The 22,211-nt window shown below is 26.6% G+C and carries 29 protein-coding genes and 3 pseudogenes; all 32 read left to right on the plus strand.

Annotation, left to right across the window (positions count from 1 at the left end; translation table 11 throughout):
- Window positions 1–116: 116 nt before the first annotated feature.
- The 32 genes and pseudogenes from HGD80_RS00965 to HGD80_RS01110 all read left to right on the plus strand — a co-directional run bounded on the left by HGD80_RS00965 (window position 117) and on the right by HGD80_RS01110 (window position 22,209).
- A complete protein-coding gene (locus HGD80_RS00965; RefSeq protein ID WP_219475176.1) occupies window positions 117–746 on the plus strand; it encodes a sigma-70 family RNA polymerase sigma factor in 630 nt (209 codons plus the stop codon).
- Window positions 747–751: 5 nt separating this feature from the next.
- Window positions 752–979, plus strand: coding sequence for a DUF2963 domain-containing protein (locus HGD80_RS00970; RefSeq protein ID WP_219475178.1), 228 nt, complete (start codon window positions 752–754; stop codon window positions 977–979).
- A gap of 72 nt (window positions 980–1,051) precedes the next feature.
- Window positions 1,052–1,456, plus strand: a complete 405-nt coding sequence (locus HGD80_RS00975) for a DnaB-like helicase N-terminal domain-containing protein (protein ID WP_219475180.1) — start codon at window positions 1,052–1,054, stop codon at window positions 1,454–1,456.
- Between the two features lie 45 nt (window positions 1,457–1,501).
- Window positions 1,502–2,131 (plus strand): sigma-70 family RNA polymerase sigma factor, encoded by a 630-nt coding sequence (locus HGD80_RS00980; protein ID WP_219475183.1) that lies wholly within the window; start codon window positions 1,502–1,504, stop codon window positions 2,129–2,131.
- Window positions 2,132–2,136: 5 nt separating this feature from the next.
- The gene (locus HGD80_RS00985; protein WP_219474294.1) at window positions 2,137–2,364 is read left to right on the plus strand and encodes a DUF2963 domain-containing protein; all 228 of its coding nucleotides are present in this window, start codon (window positions 2,137–2,139) and stop codon (window positions 2,362–2,364) included.
- Between the two features lie 70 nt (window positions 2,365–2,434).
- On the plus strand, window positions 2,435–3,733 hold the full coding sequence (gene dnaB / locus HGD80_RS00990; RefSeq protein WP_219475185.1) for a replicative DNA helicase: 1,299 nt from the start codon (window positions 2,435–2,437) through the stop codon (window positions 3,731–3,733).
- Window positions 3,733–4,317 (plus strand): hypothetical protein, encoded by a 585-nt coding sequence (locus HGD80_RS00995; RefSeq protein ID WP_225904394.1) that lies wholly within the window; start codon window positions 3,733–3,735, stop codon window positions 4,315–4,317. The genes dnaB and HGD80_RS00995 overlap by 1 nt, the downstream gene beginning before the upstream one ends.
- Window positions 4,310–4,957, plus strand: coding sequence for a dTMP kinase (gene tmk / locus HGD80_RS01000; RefSeq protein ID WP_219475160.1), 648 nt, complete (start codon window positions 4,310–4,312; stop codon window positions 4,955–4,957). Before HGD80_RS00995 ends, tmk (HGD80_RS01000) begins: the two co-directional genes overlap by 8 nt.
- A gap of 200 nt (window positions 4,958–5,157) precedes the next feature.
- Window positions 5,158–5,970 carry a DNA adenine methylase gene (locus HGD80_RS01005; RefSeq protein ID WP_219475161.1) on the plus strand — a complete coding sequence of 271 codons (813 nt, stop codon included), beginning with the start codon at window positions 5,158–5,160 and terminating at the stop codon, window positions 5,968–5,970.
- Between the two features lie 139 nt (window positions 5,971–6,109).
- Complete coding sequence (locus tag HGD80_RS01010) at window positions 6,110–6,442, plus strand: HU family DNA-binding protein (RefSeq protein ID WP_219475164.1); 333 nt, start codon at window positions 6,110–6,112, stop codon at window positions 6,440–6,442.
- 15 nt (window positions 6,443–6,457) lie between these two features.
- Window positions 6,458–6,658, plus strand: a complete 201-nt coding sequence (locus HGD80_RS01015) for a hypothetical protein (RefSeq protein WP_219475166.1) — start codon at window positions 6,458–6,460, stop codon at window positions 6,656–6,658.
- Between the two features lie 6 nt (window positions 6,659–6,664).
- Window positions 6,665–7,105 carry a hypothetical protein gene (locus HGD80_RS01020; RefSeq protein WP_219475188.1) on the plus strand — a complete coding sequence of 147 codons (441 nt, stop codon included), beginning with the start codon at window positions 6,665–6,667 and terminating at the stop codon, window positions 7,103–7,105.
- Window positions 7,098–7,334: a hypothetical protein gene (locus HGD80_RS01025; RefSeq protein WP_219475190.1), complete on the plus strand. Its 237-nt coding sequence runs from the start codon at window positions 7,098–7,100 to the stop codon at window positions 7,332–7,334. Before HGD80_RS01020 ends, HGD80_RS01025 begins: the two co-directional genes overlap by 8 nt.
- 137 nt (window positions 7,335–7,471) lie before the next feature.
- A complete protein-coding gene (locus tag HGD80_RS01030) occupies window positions 7,472–7,960 on the plus strand; it encodes a hypothetical protein (RefSeq protein ID WP_219475193.1) in 489 nt (162 codons plus the stop codon).
- Window positions 7,961–7,981: 21 nt separating this feature from the next.
- A complete protein-coding gene (locus HGD80_RS01035) occupies window positions 7,982–10,081 on the plus strand; it encodes an AAA family ATPase (protein WP_219475195.1) in 2,100 nt (699 codons plus the stop codon).
- 23 nt (window positions 10,082–10,104) lie between these two features.
- Window positions 10,105–10,965: a hypothetical protein gene (locus HGD80_RS01040; protein ID WP_219475198.1), complete on the plus strand. Its 861-nt coding sequence runs from the start codon at window positions 10,105–10,107 to the stop codon at window positions 10,963–10,965.
- Window positions 10,847–13,354 carry a hypothetical protein gene (locus HGD80_RS01045; RefSeq protein WP_225904397.1) on the plus strand — a complete coding sequence of 836 codons (2,508 nt, stop codon included), beginning with the start codon at window positions 10,847–10,849 and terminating at the stop codon, window positions 13,352–13,354. The genes HGD80_RS01040 and HGD80_RS01045 overlap by 119 nt, the downstream gene beginning before the upstream one ends.
- 104 nt (window positions 13,355–13,458) lie before the next feature.
- A complete protein-coding gene (locus HGD80_RS01050; RefSeq protein ID WP_219475201.1) occupies window positions 13,459–14,517 on the plus strand; it encodes a hypothetical protein in 1,059 nt (352 codons plus the stop codon).
- Between the two features lie 909 nt (window positions 14,518–15,426).
- Window positions 15,427–15,903: a Panacea domain-containing protein gene (locus HGD80_RS01055; protein WP_219475203.1), complete on the plus strand. Its 477-nt coding sequence runs from the start codon at window positions 15,427–15,429 to the stop codon at window positions 15,901–15,903.
- A gap of 1 nt (window position 15,904) precedes the next feature.
- Complete coding sequence (locus HGD80_RS01060) at window positions 15,905–16,192, plus strand: hypothetical protein (RefSeq protein ID WP_219475205.1); 288 nt, start codon at window positions 15,905–15,907, stop codon at window positions 16,190–16,192.
- A 97-nt stretch (window positions 16,193–16,289) separates the two neighbouring features.
- The gene (locus tag HGD80_RS01065; RefSeq protein ID WP_219475208.1) at window positions 16,290–16,919 is read left to right on the plus strand and encodes a sigma-70 family RNA polymerase sigma factor; all 630 of its coding nucleotides are present in this window, start codon (window positions 16,290–16,292) and stop codon (window positions 16,917–16,919) included.
- A 5-nt stretch (window positions 16,920–16,924) separates the two neighbouring features.
- Complete coding sequence (locus tag HGD80_RS05330) at window positions 16,925–17,170, plus strand: DUF2963 domain-containing protein (RefSeq protein WP_264081091.1); 246 nt, start codon at window positions 16,925–16,927, stop codon at window positions 17,168–17,170.
- Entirely contained in the window at window positions 17,104–17,379 is a 276-nt protein-coding gene (locus HGD80_RS05335) for a DUF2963 domain-containing protein (RefSeq protein WP_264081103.1), read from the plus strand. The genes HGD80_RS05330 and HGD80_RS05335 overlap by 67 nt, the downstream gene beginning before the upstream one ends.
- 71 nt (window positions 17,380–17,450) lie before the next feature.
- A complete protein-coding gene (locus HGD80_RS05585; protein ID WP_318839884.1) occupies window positions 17,451–18,233 on the plus strand; it encodes a replicative DNA helicase in 783 nt (260 codons plus the stop codon).
- Window positions 18,208–18,750 carry a DnaB-like helicase C-terminal domain-containing protein gene (locus HGD80_RS05590; RefSeq protein ID WP_318839885.1) on the plus strand — a complete coding sequence of 181 codons (543 nt, stop codon included), beginning with the start codon at window positions 18,208–18,210 and terminating at the stop codon, window positions 18,748–18,750. The genes HGD80_RS05585 and HGD80_RS05590 overlap by 26 nt, the downstream gene beginning before the upstream one ends.
- Window positions 18,750–19,336, plus strand: a pseudogene (locus HGD80_RS01080) (hypothetical protein). The gene HGD80_RS05590 and the pseudogene HGD80_RS01080 overlap by 1 nt, the downstream one beginning before the upstream one ends.
- Window positions 19,326–19,969 (plus strand): annotated as a pseudogene (tmk, locus tag HGD80_RS01085) (dTMP kinase). The pseudogenes HGD80_RS01080 and tmk (HGD80_RS01085) overlap by 11 nt, the downstream one beginning before the upstream one ends.
- Window positions 19,970–20,202: 233 nt before the next feature.
- Window positions 20,203–20,981 (plus strand): annotated as a pseudogene (locus HGD80_RS01090) (DNA adenine methylase).
- A gap of 48 nt (window positions 20,982–21,029) precedes the next feature.
- Window positions 21,030–21,320: an HU family DNA-binding protein gene (locus tag HGD80_RS01095; protein ID WP_219475210.1), complete on the plus strand. Its 291-nt coding sequence runs from the start codon at window positions 21,030–21,032 to the stop codon at window positions 21,318–21,320.
- A 15-nt stretch (window positions 21,321–21,335) separates the two neighbouring features.
- Window positions 21,336–21,527, plus strand: coding sequence for a hypothetical protein (locus HGD80_RS01100; protein ID WP_219475211.1), 192 nt, complete (start codon window positions 21,336–21,338; stop codon window positions 21,525–21,527).
- A 15-nt stretch (window positions 21,528–21,542) separates the two neighbouring features.
- Entirely contained in the window at window positions 21,543–21,983 is a 441-nt protein-coding gene (locus tag HGD80_RS01105) for a hypothetical protein (RefSeq protein ID WP_219475213.1), read from the plus strand.
- Window positions 21,976–22,209: a hypothetical protein gene (locus HGD80_RS01110; RefSeq protein WP_219475215.1), complete on the plus strand. Its 234-nt coding sequence runs from the start codon at window positions 21,976–21,978 to the stop codon at window positions 22,207–22,209. Before HGD80_RS01105 ends, HGD80_RS01110 begins: the two co-directional genes overlap by 8 nt.
- Window positions 22,210–22,211 lie beyond the last annotated feature (2 nt).

The following is a 22,211-nucleotide window of genomic DNA, read 5'->3' on the forward strand; positions in this document are numbered from 1 at the left end:
ACACTTTTTTTGTTTTTTAAAAATTCTTTAAGGCTAACTATTAAGTTAGTCTTTTTTCTTTTCAAGACTAAAATAATTTCATATCTTTTCTAAAAACGTTTTTAGGAAGGAATAAAATGTTAAGAGAAGAATTATTTAAAGATTTTTTAAAAAATAAAAAGAATTTAGCAATTCGCGATCAATTAATCGAAATGCATTTACCATTAGTAAAAAAAATAGTTAAACAATTTAAATATTTCCCTAAAGCACTTCAAAGAGAGGATTTATACCAAGAAGGGGTTTTAGGATTAATCAAAGCTTTAAATAATTACCAAGATTTAGGTTATGATTTTATTGTCTATGCTACCCCGACAATTAAAGGTGAAATCACAGAACTTATTAGAGGCCTACAAACTACTTCAACTCCCATAAAGATTTTTCGAAAAGAAAAACAAGTAAGTAATATTCCTTTTGAAGAAACACAACCTCAAACTATTAATATCAACAATCTAAACCCCCATCCAATTTGGTTAAACCAAGTTAATCACGAATTGTTTATTCAGAAAATTAAATCCATTTTAAATACCCAGGAATTCGAAATTATTAGATTAAATTTTGGGATTCCTTTAAAAAACCAAAACCAATACCCTCAAATTGAGTATTCCAACAAAGACATAGGTAAAATGTTGAATTTATCTTCAAGAAAAGTAGAGATTATCAAAAACAAAGCAATTAATAAATTAAAAAAAATAATAAAAAGGAAATAAATAATATGAATTCTAAAAAAAATACAACTACTTATTATAATGTTGATGGTAAAAAAATTTGTGGTATTCACGAACATGACCCTGATACATGGAATTTTATTAAAACAACCTGGTTTAATAAAGATGGCAAAACAATTGACTGCATTACTGAATATGATCCCATAACAGAAGAAACAATCAAGGAGACCTATTACAATTCTGACGGAACAATTGAAAAGGTACAAACTTTTTAATCAATATAGAAACTAAACCCCTTTTTTGAAGGGGTATTTTTTATACCCAAATTAAAAAAAGGAGTTAGAAAGATGATTGAAGCAGAACGCGCTTTGTTGGGGGTTGTCCTTTTAAACCCCGAAACAATTTCTTTAGTTTTTAATGAAATTACAGAAACTGACTTTTACAGTCCTCATCATAAAAATATTTTTAAAGCCATGAAAATATTACATCAAAATAATAAAAAAATTGATTATTCTTCAGTAAGTGCTATTTTAGAAAATGAAAAATTATTAAAACAAATAGGAGGAATTGATTATTTAAATGAATTATCTGATTTGATGCCTTCTCCTCGACATTTAGAAACATACATTGATTTAATTAAAGAAACATCTTTAAAAAGAGTGAGGTGTTCCAAAAGTTTAGACACTTTTTTGTTTTTTAAAAATTCTTTAAGGCTAACTATTAAGTTAGTCTTTTTTTCTTTTCAAGACTAAAATAATTTCATATCTTTTCTAAAAACGTTTTTAGGAAGGAATAAAATGTTAAGAGAAGAATTATTTAAAGATTTTTTAAAAAATAAAAAGAATTTAGCAATTCGCGATCAATTAATCGAAATGCATTTACCATTAGTAAAAAAAATAGTTAAAAAATTTAAATATTTCCCTAAAGCACTTCAAAGAGAGGATTTATACCAAGAAGGGGTTTTAGGATTAATCAAAGCTTTAAATAATTACCAAGATTTAGGTTATGATTTTATTGTCTATGCTACCCCGACAATTAAAGGTGAAATCACAGAACTTATTAGAGGCCTACAAACTACTTCAACTTCCAGAGAGGTTTTTCGAAAAGAAAAACAAGTAAGTAATATTCCTTTTGAAGAAACACAACCTCAAACTATTAATATCAACATTCTAAACCCCCATCAAATTTGGTTAAAGCAAGTTAATCATGAATTGTTTATTCAAAAAATTAAATCCATTTTAAATACCCAAGAATTCGAGATTATTAGATTAAGTTTTGGGATTCCTTTAAAAAACCAAAACCAATACCCTCAAATTGAGTATTCCAACAAAGACATAGGTAAAATGTTGAATTTATCTTCAAGGCAAGTAGAAATTACCAAAACCAAAGCAATTAATAAATTAAAAAAAATAATAAAAAGGAAATAAATAATATGAATTATCAAAAAAATACAACCACTTATTATAATGCTGATGGTAAAAAAATTTGTGGTATTCACGAACATGACCCTGATACATGGAATTTTATTAAAACAACATGGTTTAATAAAGATGGCAAAACAATTGACTGCATTACTGAATATGATCCCATAACAGAAGAAACAATCAAGGAGACCTATTACAATTCTGACGGAACAATTGAAAAAATTAAAACTTTTTAATCAATATAGAAACTAAACCCCTTTTTAAGGGGTATTTTTTATACCCAAATTAAAAAAAGGAGTTAGAAAGATGATTGAAGCCGAACGCGCTTTGTTGGGGGTTGTCCTTTTAAACCCCGAAACAATTTCTTTAGTTTTTAATGAAATTACAGAAACTGACTTTTACAGTCCTCATCATAAAAATATTTTTAAAGCCATGAAAATATTACATCAAAATAATAAAGAAATTGATTATGCTTCTATAAGTGCTATTTTAGAAAATGAAAAATTATTAAAACAAATAGGAGGAATTAATTATTTAAATGAATTATCTGATTTGATGCCTTCTCCACATCACTTAGAAACATACATTGATTTAATTAAAGAAACATCTTTAAAAAGAGAAATTGGCGGTATTGTTGCTAAATTATCCCAAATTGCAAGAAGCAAAATAACTCCCCAAGAGATTTTAGAATTAATAGAAACAAATACTGCAAAATTAAGAAAAAAACTCACTCCCAAGTTTAAAGATTTAAAAAGTTGTGTTTCTAAAGTAATCAAAGACATTTTGGAAAACCACAATAAAAATAATTTAGTTGGAGTTAAAACAGGATTTAATAATATAGATGATTTAATTGGAGGTTTTAAACCAGGACAATTAAATATTTTAGCCGCAAGAACTGGAATGGGTAAAACTGCCTTTATGTTAAATTTGGCTGTCAATATTGCTAAAGTTTTTCAAAATATCCCTAAAAAACATAATATTTTGATATTTAGTTTAGAAATGACATCTGAAGAACTAATTAAACGTTTAATCAGTTGTGAATCTCAGATTAGTATCAAAAAAATGGAACAGCAACAATTAACTCGCGAAGAAAAGTTGCAATTATTGCAAACAGAAGAAAAATTAACTGAATTGAATATTTTAATTGATGATGACAGAAATACCAAAATAGAAGAAGTTAAAAGAAAATGCCGTCAATTAAAATTTCACCAAGGACTTGATATAGTTTTCATTGATTATCTACACCTTTTAAGAGATGACCAATTTCTGAATTTAAATCAAGCAATTGGGATTATTACTCGTGAATTGAAAAAATTAGCAATGGAATTACAAATTCCTATTATTGCGTTAAGCCAAATGAACCGCGCAACTTTAATGAGAGAATCTAAAACCCCTAATCTTTCAGATTTAAGAGATTCAGGTTCAATCGAACAAGATGCCGATATGGTTATGTTTTTGCATCGCGAAAGTTATTATGAAAAAGATCAATTTACAAATGTTGTAGAAGATTTTACCCAATTTATTGTTGCTAAAAATAGGGCAGGTAAATTAGGCCAATGTTACTTTAATTTTGATAAAGAAATCCAAAGAATTGAGGAAAAATAATGTTAATTTCAGATAAAATTTTATCCCAACTCAAACCTGATAATTACTTTAAATATCCTTTTAATCAATATATGCAATTTAATCACCAAAGTTTGAATCATTATTTTCAAATTACCAAATCAACTTCCCAAAAGCAAAAAGTACTGCGTGGTAAAATCAATGAATATCTAATTTTAATTTATTTTCGGCATTATGGAATCACCAAACAATATCCTCAAACATATTTATTTTTTATTCCTGATATCAAATTTGATTTAGTATTGTTTACCCAAAACAAACGAATTGTTGCTTTTAATTTTAAAACTTGTCTCCGTGAACGTTATAAACAAGCCATCATTGAAGCCCAACAATTAAAAAAATTAGACACACGTTTTGAATATTACTTATTAACTAATAATGCTATCGAATCCCAAAGGCTCAACAATAAAATTAAAAACGGCAAAGTCCAAGGAATTGATAAAGTAATTGATTGTTTTTCTCAAAAAGCTAATATCTTTGTAAATACCTTATTCCAAAGACAATTTATTTCTTTTAAAGATATTAATTTAATCAAAAATACGAAAGGAAATATTAAGAATGGTTAATAAATTAATTGTTTTTGAAGGAATCGATGGTTGTGGGAAAACCACTTTAATAAATAAATTAAAAAAATCTTTAATTAATAAAGGACATAAAGTCAAAGTTTTTCAAGGTTTAGGAAGTAGTTCTATTGGAAAGGAAATAAGAAATTTATTTTTATATCAAATAAAAACAAGCCCTAAAAGTAAATATTTTCTTAGTTTCGCCAATATGATTCAGACCCAAGATGAGTTGATAATGCCCGCTTTACTAAGTGGTTTTATTGTTATAGTTGACCGTTGGTATGATTCTACTTTAGCATATCAAAGCAATGCTAATTATATTGATTATGAAGATGAAATAACTTCCAAAATCATAAGTCGTTTCTTAATTAAACCAGCATTAACTTTTTATTTAGATATTGACCCCCAAAACAGCTTACAACGAAAACAAACACAACCTAATCATAAATTAGACATCATCGAACAAAAACCCTTAAAATATTTTGAAAATGTTCGCCAAAATTATTTAAATCAACATAAATATTGCAATAATCCCAATTGCAAACATCAAAATTGCAACAGTTTTTTAATTAATGCAACAAACTCACAACAAGGAAATTTAGAACAAATAATTCAAACATTAATTACTAAAAAAATATTATAAACAAATAAGGAGAATAATTAAAATGATTTTAAAATCGAAAAATATTTCAATAATATTGACTTTAACATATTTAGGATTTATAATAACAAATTTAATGACTCTGTTTTTTGATTTTAATTTAGGAATTAAAGCAAACATTACAATTAGTCTTGTTTCTGATATTGTTTTTTTAATATACATTTGGTTAAAGGAGTTTCAAAATGCAAATTAATTGGATTGGAACCAAAAAGAAAATGATGCCGCAATTGTTATGTCAAATTCCAACAAATTATAACAATTATTTTGAGCCTTTTTTAGGTGGTGGGGCTTTATTCCAAACTATTACACCCCCAACCGCAATTTTGAATGATAACGACAATAATTTAATGGAACTTTGGCAAAATATGTTAGCCAAACCAGAATTGTTTTGTAATTGTGTGCGTAAATTTGAAGACACAATATATACAAATAAAGATCAAAAGACGCAAAAAAAAACATTTAAACTTTTCGTAGATAGATTTAACAAAAGTAATTTTGGAGTTTTCAAAAGTGCTCTTTTTTATACTTTATTAAAATATGCTTTTCGGGGCATTTTCCGTTATCGTCCTGATGGAACCATTCATTTATCATACGGATTTAAGTCGCGAATTAAAAAACCTATTATTGATTTTTTAGAATTACAAAGAATAAAAACTAATGTTAAAAATTTAAAATTGTTAAATGGTGATTTTGGAAGTGTCATCACCCAAGCCCAAAGCAATGATTTTATTTTCATTGATCCCCCTTATTACCGCGAAGGTATTAAAGATAAAGATTTTTACCAACACCCTTTTACATTTGAAGATCATATAAGGCTTTATAAATATTTAAAAGAGGCAAATCATCGCAATGTAAAATGGTTGTATACTAATTACAATTCAGCAAAAATAATTAAATTGTTTGAGGATTTTAACATTCAAACAATTAAAACCACTACCAGTCATGCTTTAACCTCACAAAGAGGGTTGCAAGAAGTTATTATCAAAAATTATTAAAAAAAATCGTAAGGAGAATATTAAAATGTGAGCGATGCTATGACTGAAATTTACCGCGGTACTTATTTCAAAAACCGCAGCCAATTAAAACTCAAAATAAAAAATAATAAAAAATTAAATAACAAGGAGAAAAAGAAAAATGAATAAAAAAGAATTAATCAAAGAAGTTGCAAAGCAACTAAAAACTTCAGTTGTGAAAACTGAAGAATTTTACAATTCATTTGAAAATGCCCTCATGAAAGCTATCACATCAAATGAAGAAGTGGTTTTATCCTCTAAAATTGGCAAATTCATCTTAAAAACTAGAAAAGCCCACACAACCCCCGAAACTAAATTCATCATCAATAAACAAACAGGCAAAAAAACAGGAAAAAGAACTGGTAAAAACTTAAAAATACCCGCAAAAACGGTTGTTAGTTTTAAAATGTCAAAATCACTTAAAGATAAAGTCAAAACCCTTAAATTAAAATAAAAAGGAGATAAAAACATGAGTGATGGAATGACAGAAGCATGCAATGAAATTTATTTTAAATCCCAAAACAAACTAAACAAAAAAATAATCAACAAATACCGACATCCAAAAGGAAAATGGGTTAATTTATATTATCCCAACAAAACTGTACCAAACAAAAAGAAAACATTTAAAAACAAACGAATCAAAGTTATTAAAAATTATTCAGAAAGGTAAAAAAATATGTGGTTATTTCCAATATTTGCAACAATTATCAATTTTATTCTAAATTATACCAAAGGATTTAGCACTACCGAAATACTTGAACGAAGAATGGATGGAATCCAAACAACGCTTTTCACTATTCTTATTGTTTCTGGGTTCAAACCTATTTTTAAATTAATTACAAACACTTTAATTTTCATCAAAAATATGATTTTAGGTATCTTTTTCCCCAACAAAAAACTACAAAATTTAGAAATTAAAAGTGCCAGACAAGAATACCTAGAACAACAATTATTACAAAAAATAGATAAAATCAATGCAAATCAAGAAAAACTCCAATCCCAAATAGAAGTACAAAAAGTCAAAGTTGCTAATTGGAAAGAGAAAAAAAGAAGAAAAAAACAACTTAAATCAAAAAACACCAATCCAATTAATGAAAAGGAGGAAGAAAATGAATGATCTAAATTTCTCTATTGGATTTATCGTTGGCGCTCTATTTACAACTTCTTTAATGTTTATCATTAAAAAAATATTTTTTAATTCAATTTCATCGCCAGAAATCAATAAAAAAAATGAGCCAAAAAAAGAAAATAAAACTAAAAGTTTATTTTCAATTATTACAAATCCAAATAACGAATCAAAAGAAAAAAACAATCCAATTAATGAAAAGGAGGATGGAAATGAATAACAAAAATTTATTTTATATCAATTTAATAATACTTATTTTAACAGCATCCATAATTGGGTATCTTTTTCATAAACACTATCCTCATTTATATTATTACAAAAACCCATAAAAGCAAAAGAAAGGAAATTTAATTTAAAATGAGAAAAATCCAAAAAAAAGTTATTAACAAAAAAAATATTCGAACTAAAAGATATTTTTTCAATCTCTTTTTACTTTTAATAATGATAATTTTAATTATAGGAGGAGTTAGTTATTACTTTATTAGAAAAAATAATAATCCTATTTGTGAAAATATTGTCAACAACCAAACCCCACCATTAACAGGAACCGAAAACAATGATAACAAAGTTAACGATTCAAAAACTCCACCACCAAATAAAGAAGATAAAGAAGAAGAAGAAAAAACATATAATTCTATTATAAAACAAATAGAAGCTGAAGAAGATAAATTAGATGCAGAAGACTTCAAAGAATTCCAAGAAGAAATAATCAAACATGAAGAAGAAATAATCAAACAACAAAAAGAAATCGCAGAATTCAAAGCAGCAATTACCAAAAAACTAGAACAAAAGTTAAAACTAAAAGAACAAGAACCAACTAAAGAAGTTAAACCAAAACATGAATAATAAAAAAAGAAAGGAAAAAATATGAAATTAAAAAAAATTTATTTAACTTTTTTGGGTGTTTGTATTTTAGCGGTTTTGGGTTTATGGATTTACGGTTTTCTTTCCCAAACTTCCAAACAAAACGATTTGCCGCAAAATAATTCGTTAACACCTCAAAAAAAACAAGAATTAGATGAAATATCAAAATATCTCGAAGAATTAAAAAAAACTAATGAAGCACAAATCAAAGAACAAAGAAAAAACCTTCAACAAATACAACATTTAGACCAACAAATTAAATTAAATTTAGATATAATAAGTGATTGCAATATAGAAGTCCAAACCTTAACAACAAAAAAAGAAACAAAAGAAACTAATCTTAAAAACAAAGACTTAAAAGAAGAAGATAAAACCAAATTACAAGAAGAAATTAACTCTTTAACCCAAAAACTCCAAGAAAATAAAGATAAAAAAGAATCTATTAATAAAAAAACTTTAGACTTAATCGAACAAAAAAAACAATTATTAACTACAAAAAATAACAACCAAGAAAAAATTAAAACTATTACTTCTCAAATCACCAAAACTAGTAAAAATTTATTTATTAATGAAAAACTTCAGATTTTGGAAGAAGCAATGGTTTTGAATAACGCTAATAAAAACATCATTAAAGATTTAATGATTCAAAACAAAGATAATGTTGAAGAATTCCAAAATTTAAAAAGTTATGATTTGTTTTTAGACGGTCAATTAATCCAATTTGATAAACAAATCAAACAACTGCAAGAAGAAATCAAAGCTTTACAAAATAACACTTCTTATCAAGGTGAAAAAAAGAAAGTTATGTTTTCTGATGTTTATGGAATGAAACAAGAAAAAGAAGAGTTAGAAGATTTAATAGAATATTTTCAAGACGACAACACTTCTATGGTTAATTTTGATAAATTAATTCCTAGAGGATATTTATTATATGGTCCTCCTGGCACTGGAAAAAGTTTGTTAATTCAAGCTTTATGCAATGAATTAGGAATACACTATATTGAATTAGAACCATCAAGATTTGATAAGACTTACGTTGGTGAAGGCAACGAAGAATTAGAAAAAATATGGCAAGAAGCAGAAAATCATGATAAAACTATTATTTTTATTGATGAAATTAGCGGACTTGCCAATCGCGAAGATAACCAATCTAACAAAACAAGTATTAATATTATTAATAATTTATTAACTAAATTAGATGGCTTTAAAAGAAGTAATAAAAAAATTGTCTTAATGGGCGCTACCAATCATTTAGACAAAATTGATAGTGCCTTAAGAAGTAGATTTAGCAAAGAAATTAAAATTGATTTATTAAAAGATGATGAAATTGAAGGCTTTTTACAATTTTTAGTATCTGATTATCAAATTAGTTATCATACTTATCTTCATTTGAAAGAAATTGCTAATAGATGCAAAGGCAAAAGCTATTCTACTAGAAACTTAAAAGAAAAAATAATTGATAGTGCTTATATTAAAGCCAAAAAATACAAACGTAAAAATCCTAATCATGAAGTTATGTTAGCTTCTGATTTAGATGAAGCTATTAATCTTTTCCAAAATATTAAAGTTTCTGAAACAACTAAAGAAGCTAGAAGAAAAGAATGTGAAAATCAATATGTAGAATGGAAACAAGGGTTGTTAAAATACTTAAAACCTACCAAAGATAACACTCAAATTAATATAAAATACACCTTCTATGGCTTAGATGGTTTAGGCAAGGGACAACACCAAGAATATGAACCAACTGACATCCCACCTTTTTACAAAAATCCTTTCAATAAATGGAAATATAAAAACTCCCAAATCGATCATTTTGGCTCTTTTTTCACCCAACATAAACGCAGAGATTCACAATTCAAAGTATCATTACTCCCTGACCCAACCGACCACACTATAGAACTTAACTACGAAGGACCAAAATGGTTAATTGAAGAAGATAAAGATTTTTATATAGATGAATTTAAATGTCGTGAATTTGAAAGTATTAAAAACTTTAAGGATGATTTTAAGTACAAAAACTACTACCTTCACTTCAACCCAGTCAAACAATACATTACCCTTTATACCAAGAAATTTAATACTAAAAATGATGAAAATAAATAAAAATTAGAAAGAGAGAGAATAACATGGCTAAAAAAATAATTAAATCAAAAAAACCAAAAAAACAATCCAAACTTCAAAAAAATGTTGTTAAAAAAAATAAAATAACTAAACCTTCAAAAACTATCATCAAAAAAACTATAAACCAACCAACTCCAAAAATTACTTCCTCCCAAAAGGTTATTATTTCAAAACCAAAAATAAAAAAGAATCTTATTAAAAAGATAAATAAAAACCTAACCAACCCAAAATTAGAAATTTTTGTTAAAGAAAAACAAGAACATTGGTTTAAAAGAATCCTCAATTCAATTAGAAATACTATTTTTGTTATATTACCTTTTATTTTAATCGCAGTTGCTTTATGGTTTATTATTATTAATTTTTTCCCTGAAGCGGCTGCTAAAATAGACCCAGTTATTAAAGGCGCTTGGGAAAATGCTAAAAATTTAGCTAATTGGCTAAATGAAAAAGGAACAAATTTTCTAAAATGGTTAGGATGCTTACCAAAAGTTGCTAGTTTGATATTTAGTGGTATTATTATCACAATTGGCCTGATTTTAGGGCTAGCTTGTTTTGGTATTCCAGTGATAGGACCCTTTATAGGGAGCACAATATTAATTGCAACAGCTATTTATACAGGAATAATTGGTGGGGATAATCAAACAACCCCTAAAGAAGACTCCCCACCAAAACCCTTAGTAGAAGTTTATGATCTAGATGCTATTAAAAAAGAACAAGAAGAAAAACTAAAACAAGAATTAAAAGAATATGCAACCGAATTGCAAAAACAAGGTAAATCATCAGAAGAAATCGAAAAACAAACCAAAAATAAAAAAGAAGAACTATTACAAGATCTTCAAAAAAAAAAAAAACAACAAATCAACTGAATTAAATGATGAAACCCTAACTCCTCAGCCAACTTTAAAACAACCAATTCATAAACAAAACCTAATTACCAATAAAACAAATACCAAAAGTTTATTAAATCCCAACATTCAACAACAAGTAGATGAAATATTACAACAAGAAAAAGAAAAACAAAAGATTTTACAACAAGAAAAAGAATATTTAAACATCAATTTTCAAGCGCAACAATTAGAAAAAGCATCCCTTGAAGATAAAATAATAAATTTAGAAGCCAACATTAAATCTAAAGAAACAACATTACAAGAAACTAAAGATTTATCTGATGAAGAAAAAGCTAAATTACAAGAAGAAATTGCATCAATTAAAAATAATCTTAAAAATCAAAAAGATCTAATAATAAAAAAAGATAATGAATTAGTTGCATCAAAAGAAAAAATATCAATTTTAGAAAAACAATTGGCTTCTAATATTCAAGATGTAGAACAATTAAAAGCAGAAATTACCAAAAAACAACAACAATTAGAAGAAAAAGAACAAAAATTAAGCGAACAAAAAGACTTATCAGCAAACGAAGTTAAGCAATTAAATGAAGAAATTAATAATTTAAAAAATAACATCGAACAAAAACAAGTAAATTATCAAGCTCATTTATCAATTAAAGAAGAAGAAATCAAACAATTACAAGAAAACGAAAAAAACTTAAAAGAACAATTAACTAAAAAACAAGAAGAAACCAAAAACCTAAGAGAACAACATGTGAAAACTTTGGAAGAAATCCAAAGACAAATTACAAATTACAAAAAAACCGTTTCTGAACTTGAAAACGAAACCTTGAAACTAAAAGAACAAATTGAAAAAAATAAAGAAAACGCTAAACAATTACAACAAGAATTATTAAATAAACAAACAAAAATAAACACTATTAATCAAGAATTAGTTAACCTTTCAAATCAACAAACCTCTTTACAACAAGAATTAAGCAACCTAACTCAAACTTATGATGAATGGCAAACAACTTGCGAAATCAAAGCTAATCAGGATATTAATGAAGATAGGATTAAAGATGAAGCAATATACTATTCCCCTGTCCCTTTTGAAGTTGAATTAACCGAAAGAGATAAACAACAAGAACAAATAGGCCCTCCACGAACAATAAAAAGTCAACCAATAGAAATTAATGGAGCCACTTTTTATTATATAAGACCTTGCTTTACTTCAAAGAGAATATACTTCACCGATAAAAACAGGAACGATTGGGATAATTATAGAAATAAATTGGTAGCTGGAACCCGTTGGCGATTTAAGTTTAATCAAAATGTAAGTACCACCCCACCACCAAATAAACTCAATAATTATAAATTGTTATTGCTCCAAAAAAAGAAAAATTTGAATGAAATTGAGGAAAAATTAGAACATAAGAAATACGAATTAAATATTTATCAACAAGAAATAAATGATTTAATTAATAACCAACAGCCTGATGATACTTTGCAACAGGAATTAAATAATAAAGAAACTCATATTAAAACTTTAAAAGGCGAAATGCAACAACTAGAAATCAAAGAACAAGGTTTTAGAAGTGAAATTGATACTTTAAAATTAGAAAATAAAAACCTAAAAGAAAAATATACTAATGATTTAAATAAAATCAAACAAAAACTTGATGCAACTAAAACCGAAAACAAACAACTAGAAAAAGAAATGCAAGAGATACAAGATGAATTAGTTAAAAACGGCAACGCTGATAAAACATTAGTTAAACAACTAAACGAAAAACAATCTAAAATCAAAGAGCTAAATGGTAAAATTAATAACTTAGAAACCAATGAGGAACAATTACAAACAATCATCAAACAAAAAGATGAAGAAATAAATAAACTACAACAAACTATCCAACTTCAAGCCCAAGAAATTCAAAGATTAACAATTGAATTGGAACGTCAAATAGATCTTTTCGCCGAACGAGGTAAAAAGATTTTACAATTAGAAGGAACAATTAAAGCCTTAGAAGATGCCAATAGTGGCTTAAGTGGAACTAATAAAGAATTACAACACCAAATTGATAAGTTAAAAAACGAATTAGAAACCGAAAAATTAGCACATAAAAACACCAAAATAACTTTGGGCAAAGAAATAACTGAATTAAACTCCGAAGTATCTAAGTTAGAAAAAAACAAAGTTCAATTAGACAAATCCTCAGAAACTTGGGGAACAACTGTAGATAGTACAATAACAGCAGCAAACATCGGAGGAGCTACATACTCAGGAGCTAAATCAGGAGCTATAATTGGAAGTGCACTTTTACCTGGTCTCGGAACGGCTGCAGGTGGTTTTTTGGGAGGCATAATTGGTGGAGGAACTGCTATAGCTACTAAGTGGGACACAGTTAAAAGGTGGTGGCCTTGGTAAATATTAACAATAAAGCTATCTAATTTAGTATTTGTGATAAAATAAGTTTGTTAGTTTTTGTATTATTTAGTAATTAGTAAAAAAATGAAAAAAGGAAATTAATTATGTATATTATAGGAATAATAGTTATTTTAAGTTTAATTGGGGGGTCATTTGTGGTGGCTCCTTTGTGGATATATTTTATCTCAAAAAATGTCAATAATAAAATAAATAACTTAGAAAATATAAAAAAACAAATTGAAATTAATCAAGAAAAATTAAATCAAAAAATAACTGAATTATCAAATAATAAAATTTTATCACCCCAAGATAAAACAAAATTACAAACTGAAATAAATTCAATCCAAACTGAATTAAACCAACAACAAACAGATTTATCTCAAATTCAGTTTTCACTCGGCAAATTAAAAATAAAAAACTTTAAAAAAACAAATCCTAAAAAAATTATAATTATATATTATGGTATTATGCTAAGTATATTTGCTATTTTTGGTGGTTTTATATTTTTAGACAATAAATACGACATAACAAACTCCAAACCTAAAATTTATCCCATCCCCGATAAAACAACTGAAGTAAAAGAAGAATATTTTTACGGTCATCAAATTCATGAACGATACCCAATTGACAAAAAATACCCCATACCTTCAAATGAAAAACCATATTTAGGAGCTGATGGAAAAACATGGTATTTATATAAAAATTCAACTGAAACTCTTAAAGGTATCCCAATGATTGTCATAAAATACACCTTCTATGGCTTAGATGGTTTAGGCAAGGGACAACACCAAGAATATGAACCAACTGACATCCCACCTTTTTACAAAAATCCTTTCAATAAATGGAAATATAAAAACTCCCAAATCGATCATTTTGGCTCTTTTTTCACCCAACATAAACGCAGAGATTCACAATTCAAAGTATCATTACTCCCTGACCCAACCGACCACACTATAGAACTTAACTACGAAGGACCAAAATGGTTAATTGAAGAAGATAAAGATTTTTATATAGATGAATTTAAATGTCGTGAATTTGAAAGTATTAAAAACTTTAAGGATGATTTTAAGTACAAAAACTACTACCTTCACTTCAACCCAGTCAAACAATACATTACCCTTTATACCAAGAAATTTAATACTAAAAATGATGAAAATAAATAATAATTAAGACCAACTATAAAGTTGGTCTTTTTCATTAATTTGAATGAAATGTGATATCTTCTTAAATAAACAATCAAAATTTTAATTTTAAAATACCCCCCCAAATCAGGAATGCCCTTTAAACGCGTTATTTTGCCCCTCTCGCTTTGATTTAATTACAATTAGGGTAATTACCCTAGTCTTAATTTATACCCCCTATTAAATTCAATTTGTTGATAAAGCAGTCCTCAAAACCCTAGGAAAACACTTACTTTTATTTTTTACAATTTTGGCATAAATTAAAACGAATCATTTTTTTAACCTAATTTAGACCCCCTCAAATGAGGGGGTATCTTTTTATTTTTTAAGGGTTATTTTTTGATCGTTTTTTGACAACTTTTTTCCATTTTTTTGTCTCTTCCAGACAAATTCGCTAGTGTTTATGGTCGGGTTTTTGTCATTTAACCTTATTAGAAACATATATCATTAATATTATTTTATTTAATATTAAATAAAATAATATTAATGATACTAATTAAATATAAAAACCCTTAATAGGTTTTTATATTTAATTAGTATATATAAATTTATTATAATATATCACAATTTATAATGTTTAGATAAAGTATATTGTCTAACCAGGTGCCCGTCAAATTTTTAAATTTGACGGACATATTAAAAACCCCTAAATCCCCAAAGGGGACTTTATAGGAGGAGGGTAAGAGTTAATTTGGCTGTACTTCGGCTGGCCGCCTAGTTCGCTACGCTCGTCTTAGAATACTAATCATATTATATAATAATTTAATTAATACAATATTTACAAATAAATATTATAAAATTTAAAATATAGAAGGATGCTAAATATGATATAATTGATATATATATTATAACTTATTATTATACAAATAAAAAAATAAAGGAGTTGAGATTATGAAAAACAAAAACCAAATCAATGTTTTTGATGTGGCAAATTATATTATTGAAAACAATCCACATAAAACCACTCATATGAAATTACACAAAATGATTTATTATGCTTATGCTAAATATTTAGTAAAATGTGGTTCACTTGATAGTTTTAAAGATTCTTTTAGAGCTTGGGTGTATGGTCCAGTTTTACCTGAATTATATAAAGAATTTAAAGAATTTACTTATTTACCTATTAATAAGCTATCCCCAAAAGGAAACATTAAAAAAATAAATACTTCGGTTGATTGGAAAAATGTTATTGATAGTATTATTGAATTGTATGGTAGTGCAACTGGCAATGAATTATCAGATTTAACTCATCAAGAATTACCATGGCAGCTGGGTTATAATAGCGGTGGTAGTTGGGATGAAAATGTTATTTCAGATGAAATTATTTATAAATATTTTAAAAACAATTTAAATAGGATTCAAAAATAAAATGGTTGATAGGTTTGGCGGCAAAAAATTTATTTATTCTTTTGATAAAGAATTGACTATATTATCTTATTTTAAGAAAATGAAAATTAAAAACTTATTTGAAGAGGTTTTATTTCCTCTAAATTATCACATTTCACACAAGAATTTTTCTGATGTTTTTAATAATAAAAATCATTTTCATAAAGTGAAAAGTGAAAATTTAAAAAATCATTTTAGTGATATTTTATCTAAAGCAAACGATAATGATGTTGAGGTGTTCCAAAACTTTGGACAACTTTTTACTTTTTAAAAATTTTTTAAGACTAACTATTAAGTTAGTCTTTTTTTCTTTTCAAGACTAAAAAAATTTCTTATCTTTTCTAAAAATATTTTTAGAAAGGAATAAAATGTTAAGACAAAAATTATTTAAAGATTTTTCAAAAAGTAAAAACAATTTAACAATTCGCGATCAATTAATCGAAATGCATTTACCATTAGTAAAAAAAATAGTTAAACAATTTAAATATTTCCCTAAAGCACTTCAAAGAGAAGATTTATACCAAGAAGGAATTTTAGGTCTAATCAAAGCTTTAAATAATTACCAAGATTTAGGATGTGATTTTATTGTCTATGCTACCCCAACAATTAAAGGTGGAATCACAGAACTTATTAGAGGTCTACAAGCTACTTCTACTTCCATACATGTTTTTCGGAAAGAAAAACAAGTAAGTAATATTCCTTTTGAAGAAACGCAACCTCAAACTATTAATATCAACAATCTAACCCCTCATCAAATTTGGTTAAACCAAGTTAATCACGAATTGTTTATTCAAAAAATCAAATCCATTTTAAATAAACAAGAATTTGAAATTATTAGATTAAGTTTTGGGATTCCTTTAAAAAACCAAAACCAATACCCTCAAATTGAGTATTCCAACAAAAATATAGGCAAAATGTTGCATTTATCTTCAAGGCAAGTAGAAACCACCAAAAGCAAAGCAATTAATAAATTAAAAAAAATAATAAAAAGGAAATAAATAATATGAATTATCAAAAAAATACAACTACTTATTATAATGTTGATGGTAAAAAAATTTGTGGTATTCATGAACATGCCTCTGATACATGGAATTTTATTAAAACAACCTGGTACAACCCAGACGGTACAATTGACCGCATCATCGAGTACGACCCCAAACAGAGAATAGAACCAAAGATACCATATACAGTTATGACGGTAAAACAATCTACTCCATCACCGAGTACGATTCCAAAACTAGGAACTTAATCAAGAAGACCTTATACTATTCTAACGGTAAAATCAGCTACATCACCGAATACAACCCCCAAACAGGTAATGAAATCAAGTATATCGCTTACAAAAAAGATGGTAAAACAATTGACTCCATCATCGAGTACGACCCCCAAATAGAGAATAGAACCAAGTATACCTTATACAATTCTGACGGTACAATTAAAATGGTACAAACTTTTTAATCAATATAGAAACTAAACCCCTTTTTTAAGGGGTATTTTTTATACCCAAATTAAAAAAAGGAGTTAGAAAGATGATTGAAGCAGAACGTGCTTTGTTGGGGGTTTTACTTTTAAACCCCGAAACAATTTCTTTAGTTTTTAATGAAATTACAGAAACTGACTTTTACAATCCTCATCATAAAAATATTTTTAAAGCCATGAAAATATTACATCAAAATAATAAAGAAATTGATTATTCTTCAGTAAGTGCTATTTTAGAAAATGAAAAATTATTAAAACAAATAGGAGGAATTAATTATTTAAATGAATTATCTGATTTGATGCCTTCTCCTCGGCACTTAGAAACATACATTGATTTAATTAAAGAAACATCTTTAAAAAGAGAAATTGGCGGTATTATTGCTAAATTATCCCAAATTGCAAGAAGCAAAATAGCTCCACAAGAGATTTTAGAATTAATAGAAACAAATACTGCAAAATTAAGAAAAAAACTCACTCCCAAGTTTAAAGATTTAAAAAGTTGTGTTTCTAAAGTAATCAAAGACATTTTGGAAAACCACAATAAAAATAATTTAGTTGGAGTTAAAACAGGATTTAATAATATAGATGATTTAATTGGAGGTTTTAAACCAGGACAATTAAATATTTTAGCCGCAAGAACAGGAATGGGAAAAACTGCTTTTATGTTAAATTTGGCTGTCAATATTGCTAAAGTTTTTCAAAATATTCCTAAAAAACATAATATTTTGATTTTTAGTTTAGAAATGACATCTGAAGAATTAATCAAACGTTTAATTAGTTGTGAATCTCAGATTAGTATCAAAAAAAATGGAACAACAACAATTAACTCGTGAAGAAAAGTTACAATTATTGCAAACAGAAGAAAGTTTAACTGAATTGAATATTTTAATTGATGATGACAGAAATACCAAAATAGAAGAAGTTAAAAGAAAATGCCGTCAATTAAAATTTCACCAAGGACTTGATATAGTTTTCATTGATTATCTACACCTTTTAAGAGGCGATCAAATCCTCAATCTAAATCAAGCAATTGGGATTATTACTCGTGAATTGAAAAAGTTAGCGATGGAATTACAAATTCCTATTATTGCTTTAAGCCAAATGAACCGCGCAACTTTAATGAGAGAATCTAAACTCCCTAATCTTTCAGATTTAAGAGATTCAGGTTCAATTGAACAAGACGCCGATATGGTTATGTTTTTGCATCGCGAAAGTTATTATGAAAAAGATCCATTTGCAAATAATGTAGAAGATTTTACCCAATTTATTGTTGCTAAAAATAGGGCAGGTAAATTAGGACAATGCAATTTTAATTTTGATAAAGAAATCCAAAGAATCGAGGAAAATTAATGTTAATTTCAAAAAATATTTTATCCCACATTAAACCTGATAATTACTTTAAATACCCTTTTAATCGATATATGCAATTAAATCATCAAAGTTTAAATCATTATTTTCAAATTACCAAATCAACTTTCCAAAAGCAAAAAGTACTGCGTGGTAAAATTAACGAATATCTAATTTTAATTTATTTTCGACATCGTGGAATCACCAAACAATATCCCCAAACATATTTATTTTTTATTCCTGATATCAAATTTGATTTAGTATTGTTTACCCAAAACAAACGAATTGTTGCCTTTAATTTTAAAACTTGCCTCCGTGAACGTTACAAACAAGCTATCATCGAAGCTCAACAACTAAAAAACTCGATACGCGTTTTGAATATTACTTATTAACAAATGATGCTATCGAATCCCAAAGGCTCAACAATAAAATTAAAAACGGCAAAGTCCAAGGAATTGATCAAGTAATTGATTGTTTTTCTCAAAAAGCTAATATCTTTGTAAATACCTTATTCCAAAGACAATTTATATCTTTTAAAGATATTAATTTAATCAAAAATACGAAAGGAAATAATTTAAATGTGGAATAAATTAATAGTTTTTGAAGGGCTAGATGGAAGTGGCAAAACTACTTTGATTAATAAATTAAAAAAATCTTTAATTAATAAAGGACAAAAAGTAAAAGTTTACCAAGGTTTAGGAAGTAGTTCTATTGGAAACGAAATAAGAAATTTGTTTTTATACCAAAAAAAACAAGTACAAAAACTAAATATTTTCTTAGTTTTTCCAACATGATGCAAACCCAAGATGAATTAATAATACCTAATCTACTTAGTGGCCATCTTGTTATAGTTGACCGTTGGTATGATTCTACTTTAGCTTATCAAAGCAATAGTAATTCCATAGATGATGATGAAATAACATCAAAAATTATTAATAAATATTTACTCAAACCTCATTTAACTTTCTATCTAGATATTGACCCCCAAATTGGATTACACCGAAAACAATCAATCCCCCATCATAAATTAGACTTAATCGAACAAAAACCACTAATTTATTTTGAAAATGTTCGTCAAAATTATTTAAATCAACATAAATACTGTAATGATGTAAATTGTAAACACCAAAATTGCAAGTATTTTTTAATTAATGCAACCAACTCACAAAAAGATAATTTAACCCAAATAATTAAAACTTTAATTAATAAAAAAATATTATAAACAAAAAGGAGAATAATTAAAATGATTTTAAAACCAAAAAATATTTTAATAATATTGTCTTTAACATATTTAGGTTTTATAATAACAAATTTAATGACTTTATTTTTTGATTTCAATTTAGGAATTAAAGCAAACACTGCAATAAGCCTTGTTTCTGATATTGTTTTTTTAATATATATTTGGTTAAAGGAGTTTAAAAAATGAAAATTAACTGGATAGGTTGTAAAAAGAAAATGTTGCCTCAACTATTAAATAACATTCCCACAAATTACAATAATTATTATGAACCCTTCCTTGGGAGTGGAGTATTATTTCAAACTCTTAAACCTACAAAAGCAATTTTGAATGATAATGATATTAATTTAATAGAACTTTGGCAAAATATGTTAGCCAAATCAGAATTGTTTTGTAATTGTGTGTGTAAATTTGAAGATACAATATATATAAATAAAGATCAAAAGACGCAAAAAGAATCATTTAAACTTTTCGTAGATAGATTTAATAAAAGTAATTTTGGTGTTTCCAAAAGTGCCCTTTTTTATACTTTATTAAAATATTCCTTTCGGAGCATCCACAGATATCGTTCTGATGGAACCATTCATTTATCATACGGGTTTAGATCGCGATACCAAAAACCTATTATTGATTTGTTAGAATTACAAAGAATAAAAACTAATGTTAAAAATTTAAAATTGTTAAATGATGATTTTGGAAGCGTCATCACCCAAGCCAAAGCAATGATTTTATTTTCGTTGATCCTCCTTATTACCACGAAGGTATTAAAAATAAAGTTTTTTACCAACACCCTTTTACATTTGACGACCATATAAGGCTTTATAAAACACTAAAAAGTGCGCATCATCGCAATGTAAAGTGGTTGTATACTAATTTTAATTCACCAAAAATAATTAAATTGTTTGAGGATTTTAATATTCAAACAATTAAAACCACTACTAATCATTTTTTAACCCGAAAAGGAGGGTTACAAGAAATTATTATCAAAAATTATTAAAAGAAAGAAAATAATTAAAAAATTAAATAATAAGGAGACAACAAAACAATGACTAAGAAAGAATTAATCAAAGAAGTTGCAAAGCAACTAAAAACTTCAGTTGCAAAAACCGAAGAATTTTACAATTCATTTGAAAATACCTTAATTAAATCAATCACATCCAACGAAGAGGTAGTTTTATCACCCCAACTTGGTAAATTCGTCCTCAAATCCCGCAATGCACGCGTGGGACGAAACCCCCAAACAGGTAAGGAAATCAAAATCCCTTCAAAAACTGTGGTAACTTTCAAATCATCAAAAAACCTCAAAGATAAAGTCAAAACCCTTAAATTAGAATAAAAAGGAGATAAAAACATGAGTGATGGAATGACAGAAGCATACCGTGGGACTTATTTCAAAGACTGTAGCAAACCAATAACCAAGAAAAAAATCAACAAATACCGCCAACCCAAAGGCAAATGGCTTAATTTAGACCACCCCAATAAAACTTTTAAAAACAAAAAGAAATCGTTTAAAAAACAAAGAAAAATTCTTAAAAATTATTAAGAAAGGTAAAAAAATATGTGGATTTTTTCAATATTTACAATAATTAGCAATTTTATATTAAATTATACCAAAGGATTTAGCACTACCGAAATACTTGAACGAAGAATGGATGGAATCCAAACAACAATTTTCACTATTCTTATTGTTTCTGGGTTCAAACCTATTTTTAAATTAATTACAAACACTTTAATTTTCATCAAAGATATAATTTTGGCTATCTTTTTCCCCAACAAAAAACTACAAAACTTAGAAATCCAAAATGCCAGACAAGAATATTTAGAGCAAAAATTATTACAAAAAATAGATAAAATCAATGAAACCCAAGAAAAACTCCAATCCCAAATAAAAGTACAAAAAGTCAAAGTTGCTAATTGGAAAGAGAAAAAAAGAAGAAAAAACAACTTAAATCAAAAAAACACCAATTCAATTATAAACAAGGAGGATGAAAATGAATGATCTAAATTTCTCTATTGGATTTATCGTTGGCGCTCTATTTACAACTTCTTTAATGTTTATCATTAAAAAAATATTTTTTAATTTTGTACCATTGCCAGAAATCAATCAAAAAAATGAAACACAAAAAGAAAGTAAACCCAAAAAATCATTTTCAATTATTCCAAATCCAAATAACGAATCAAAAGAAAAAAACAATTTAGAAAGTAACAAAGAAATAAATAATTAATA

Origin of the sequence: Paulownia witches'-broom phytoplasma (assembly GCF_019396865.1) — a bacterium.
Classification (GTDB): Bacteria; Bacillota_I; Bacilli_A; order Acholeplasmatales; family Acholeplasmataceae; genus Phytoplasma; species Phytoplasma asteris.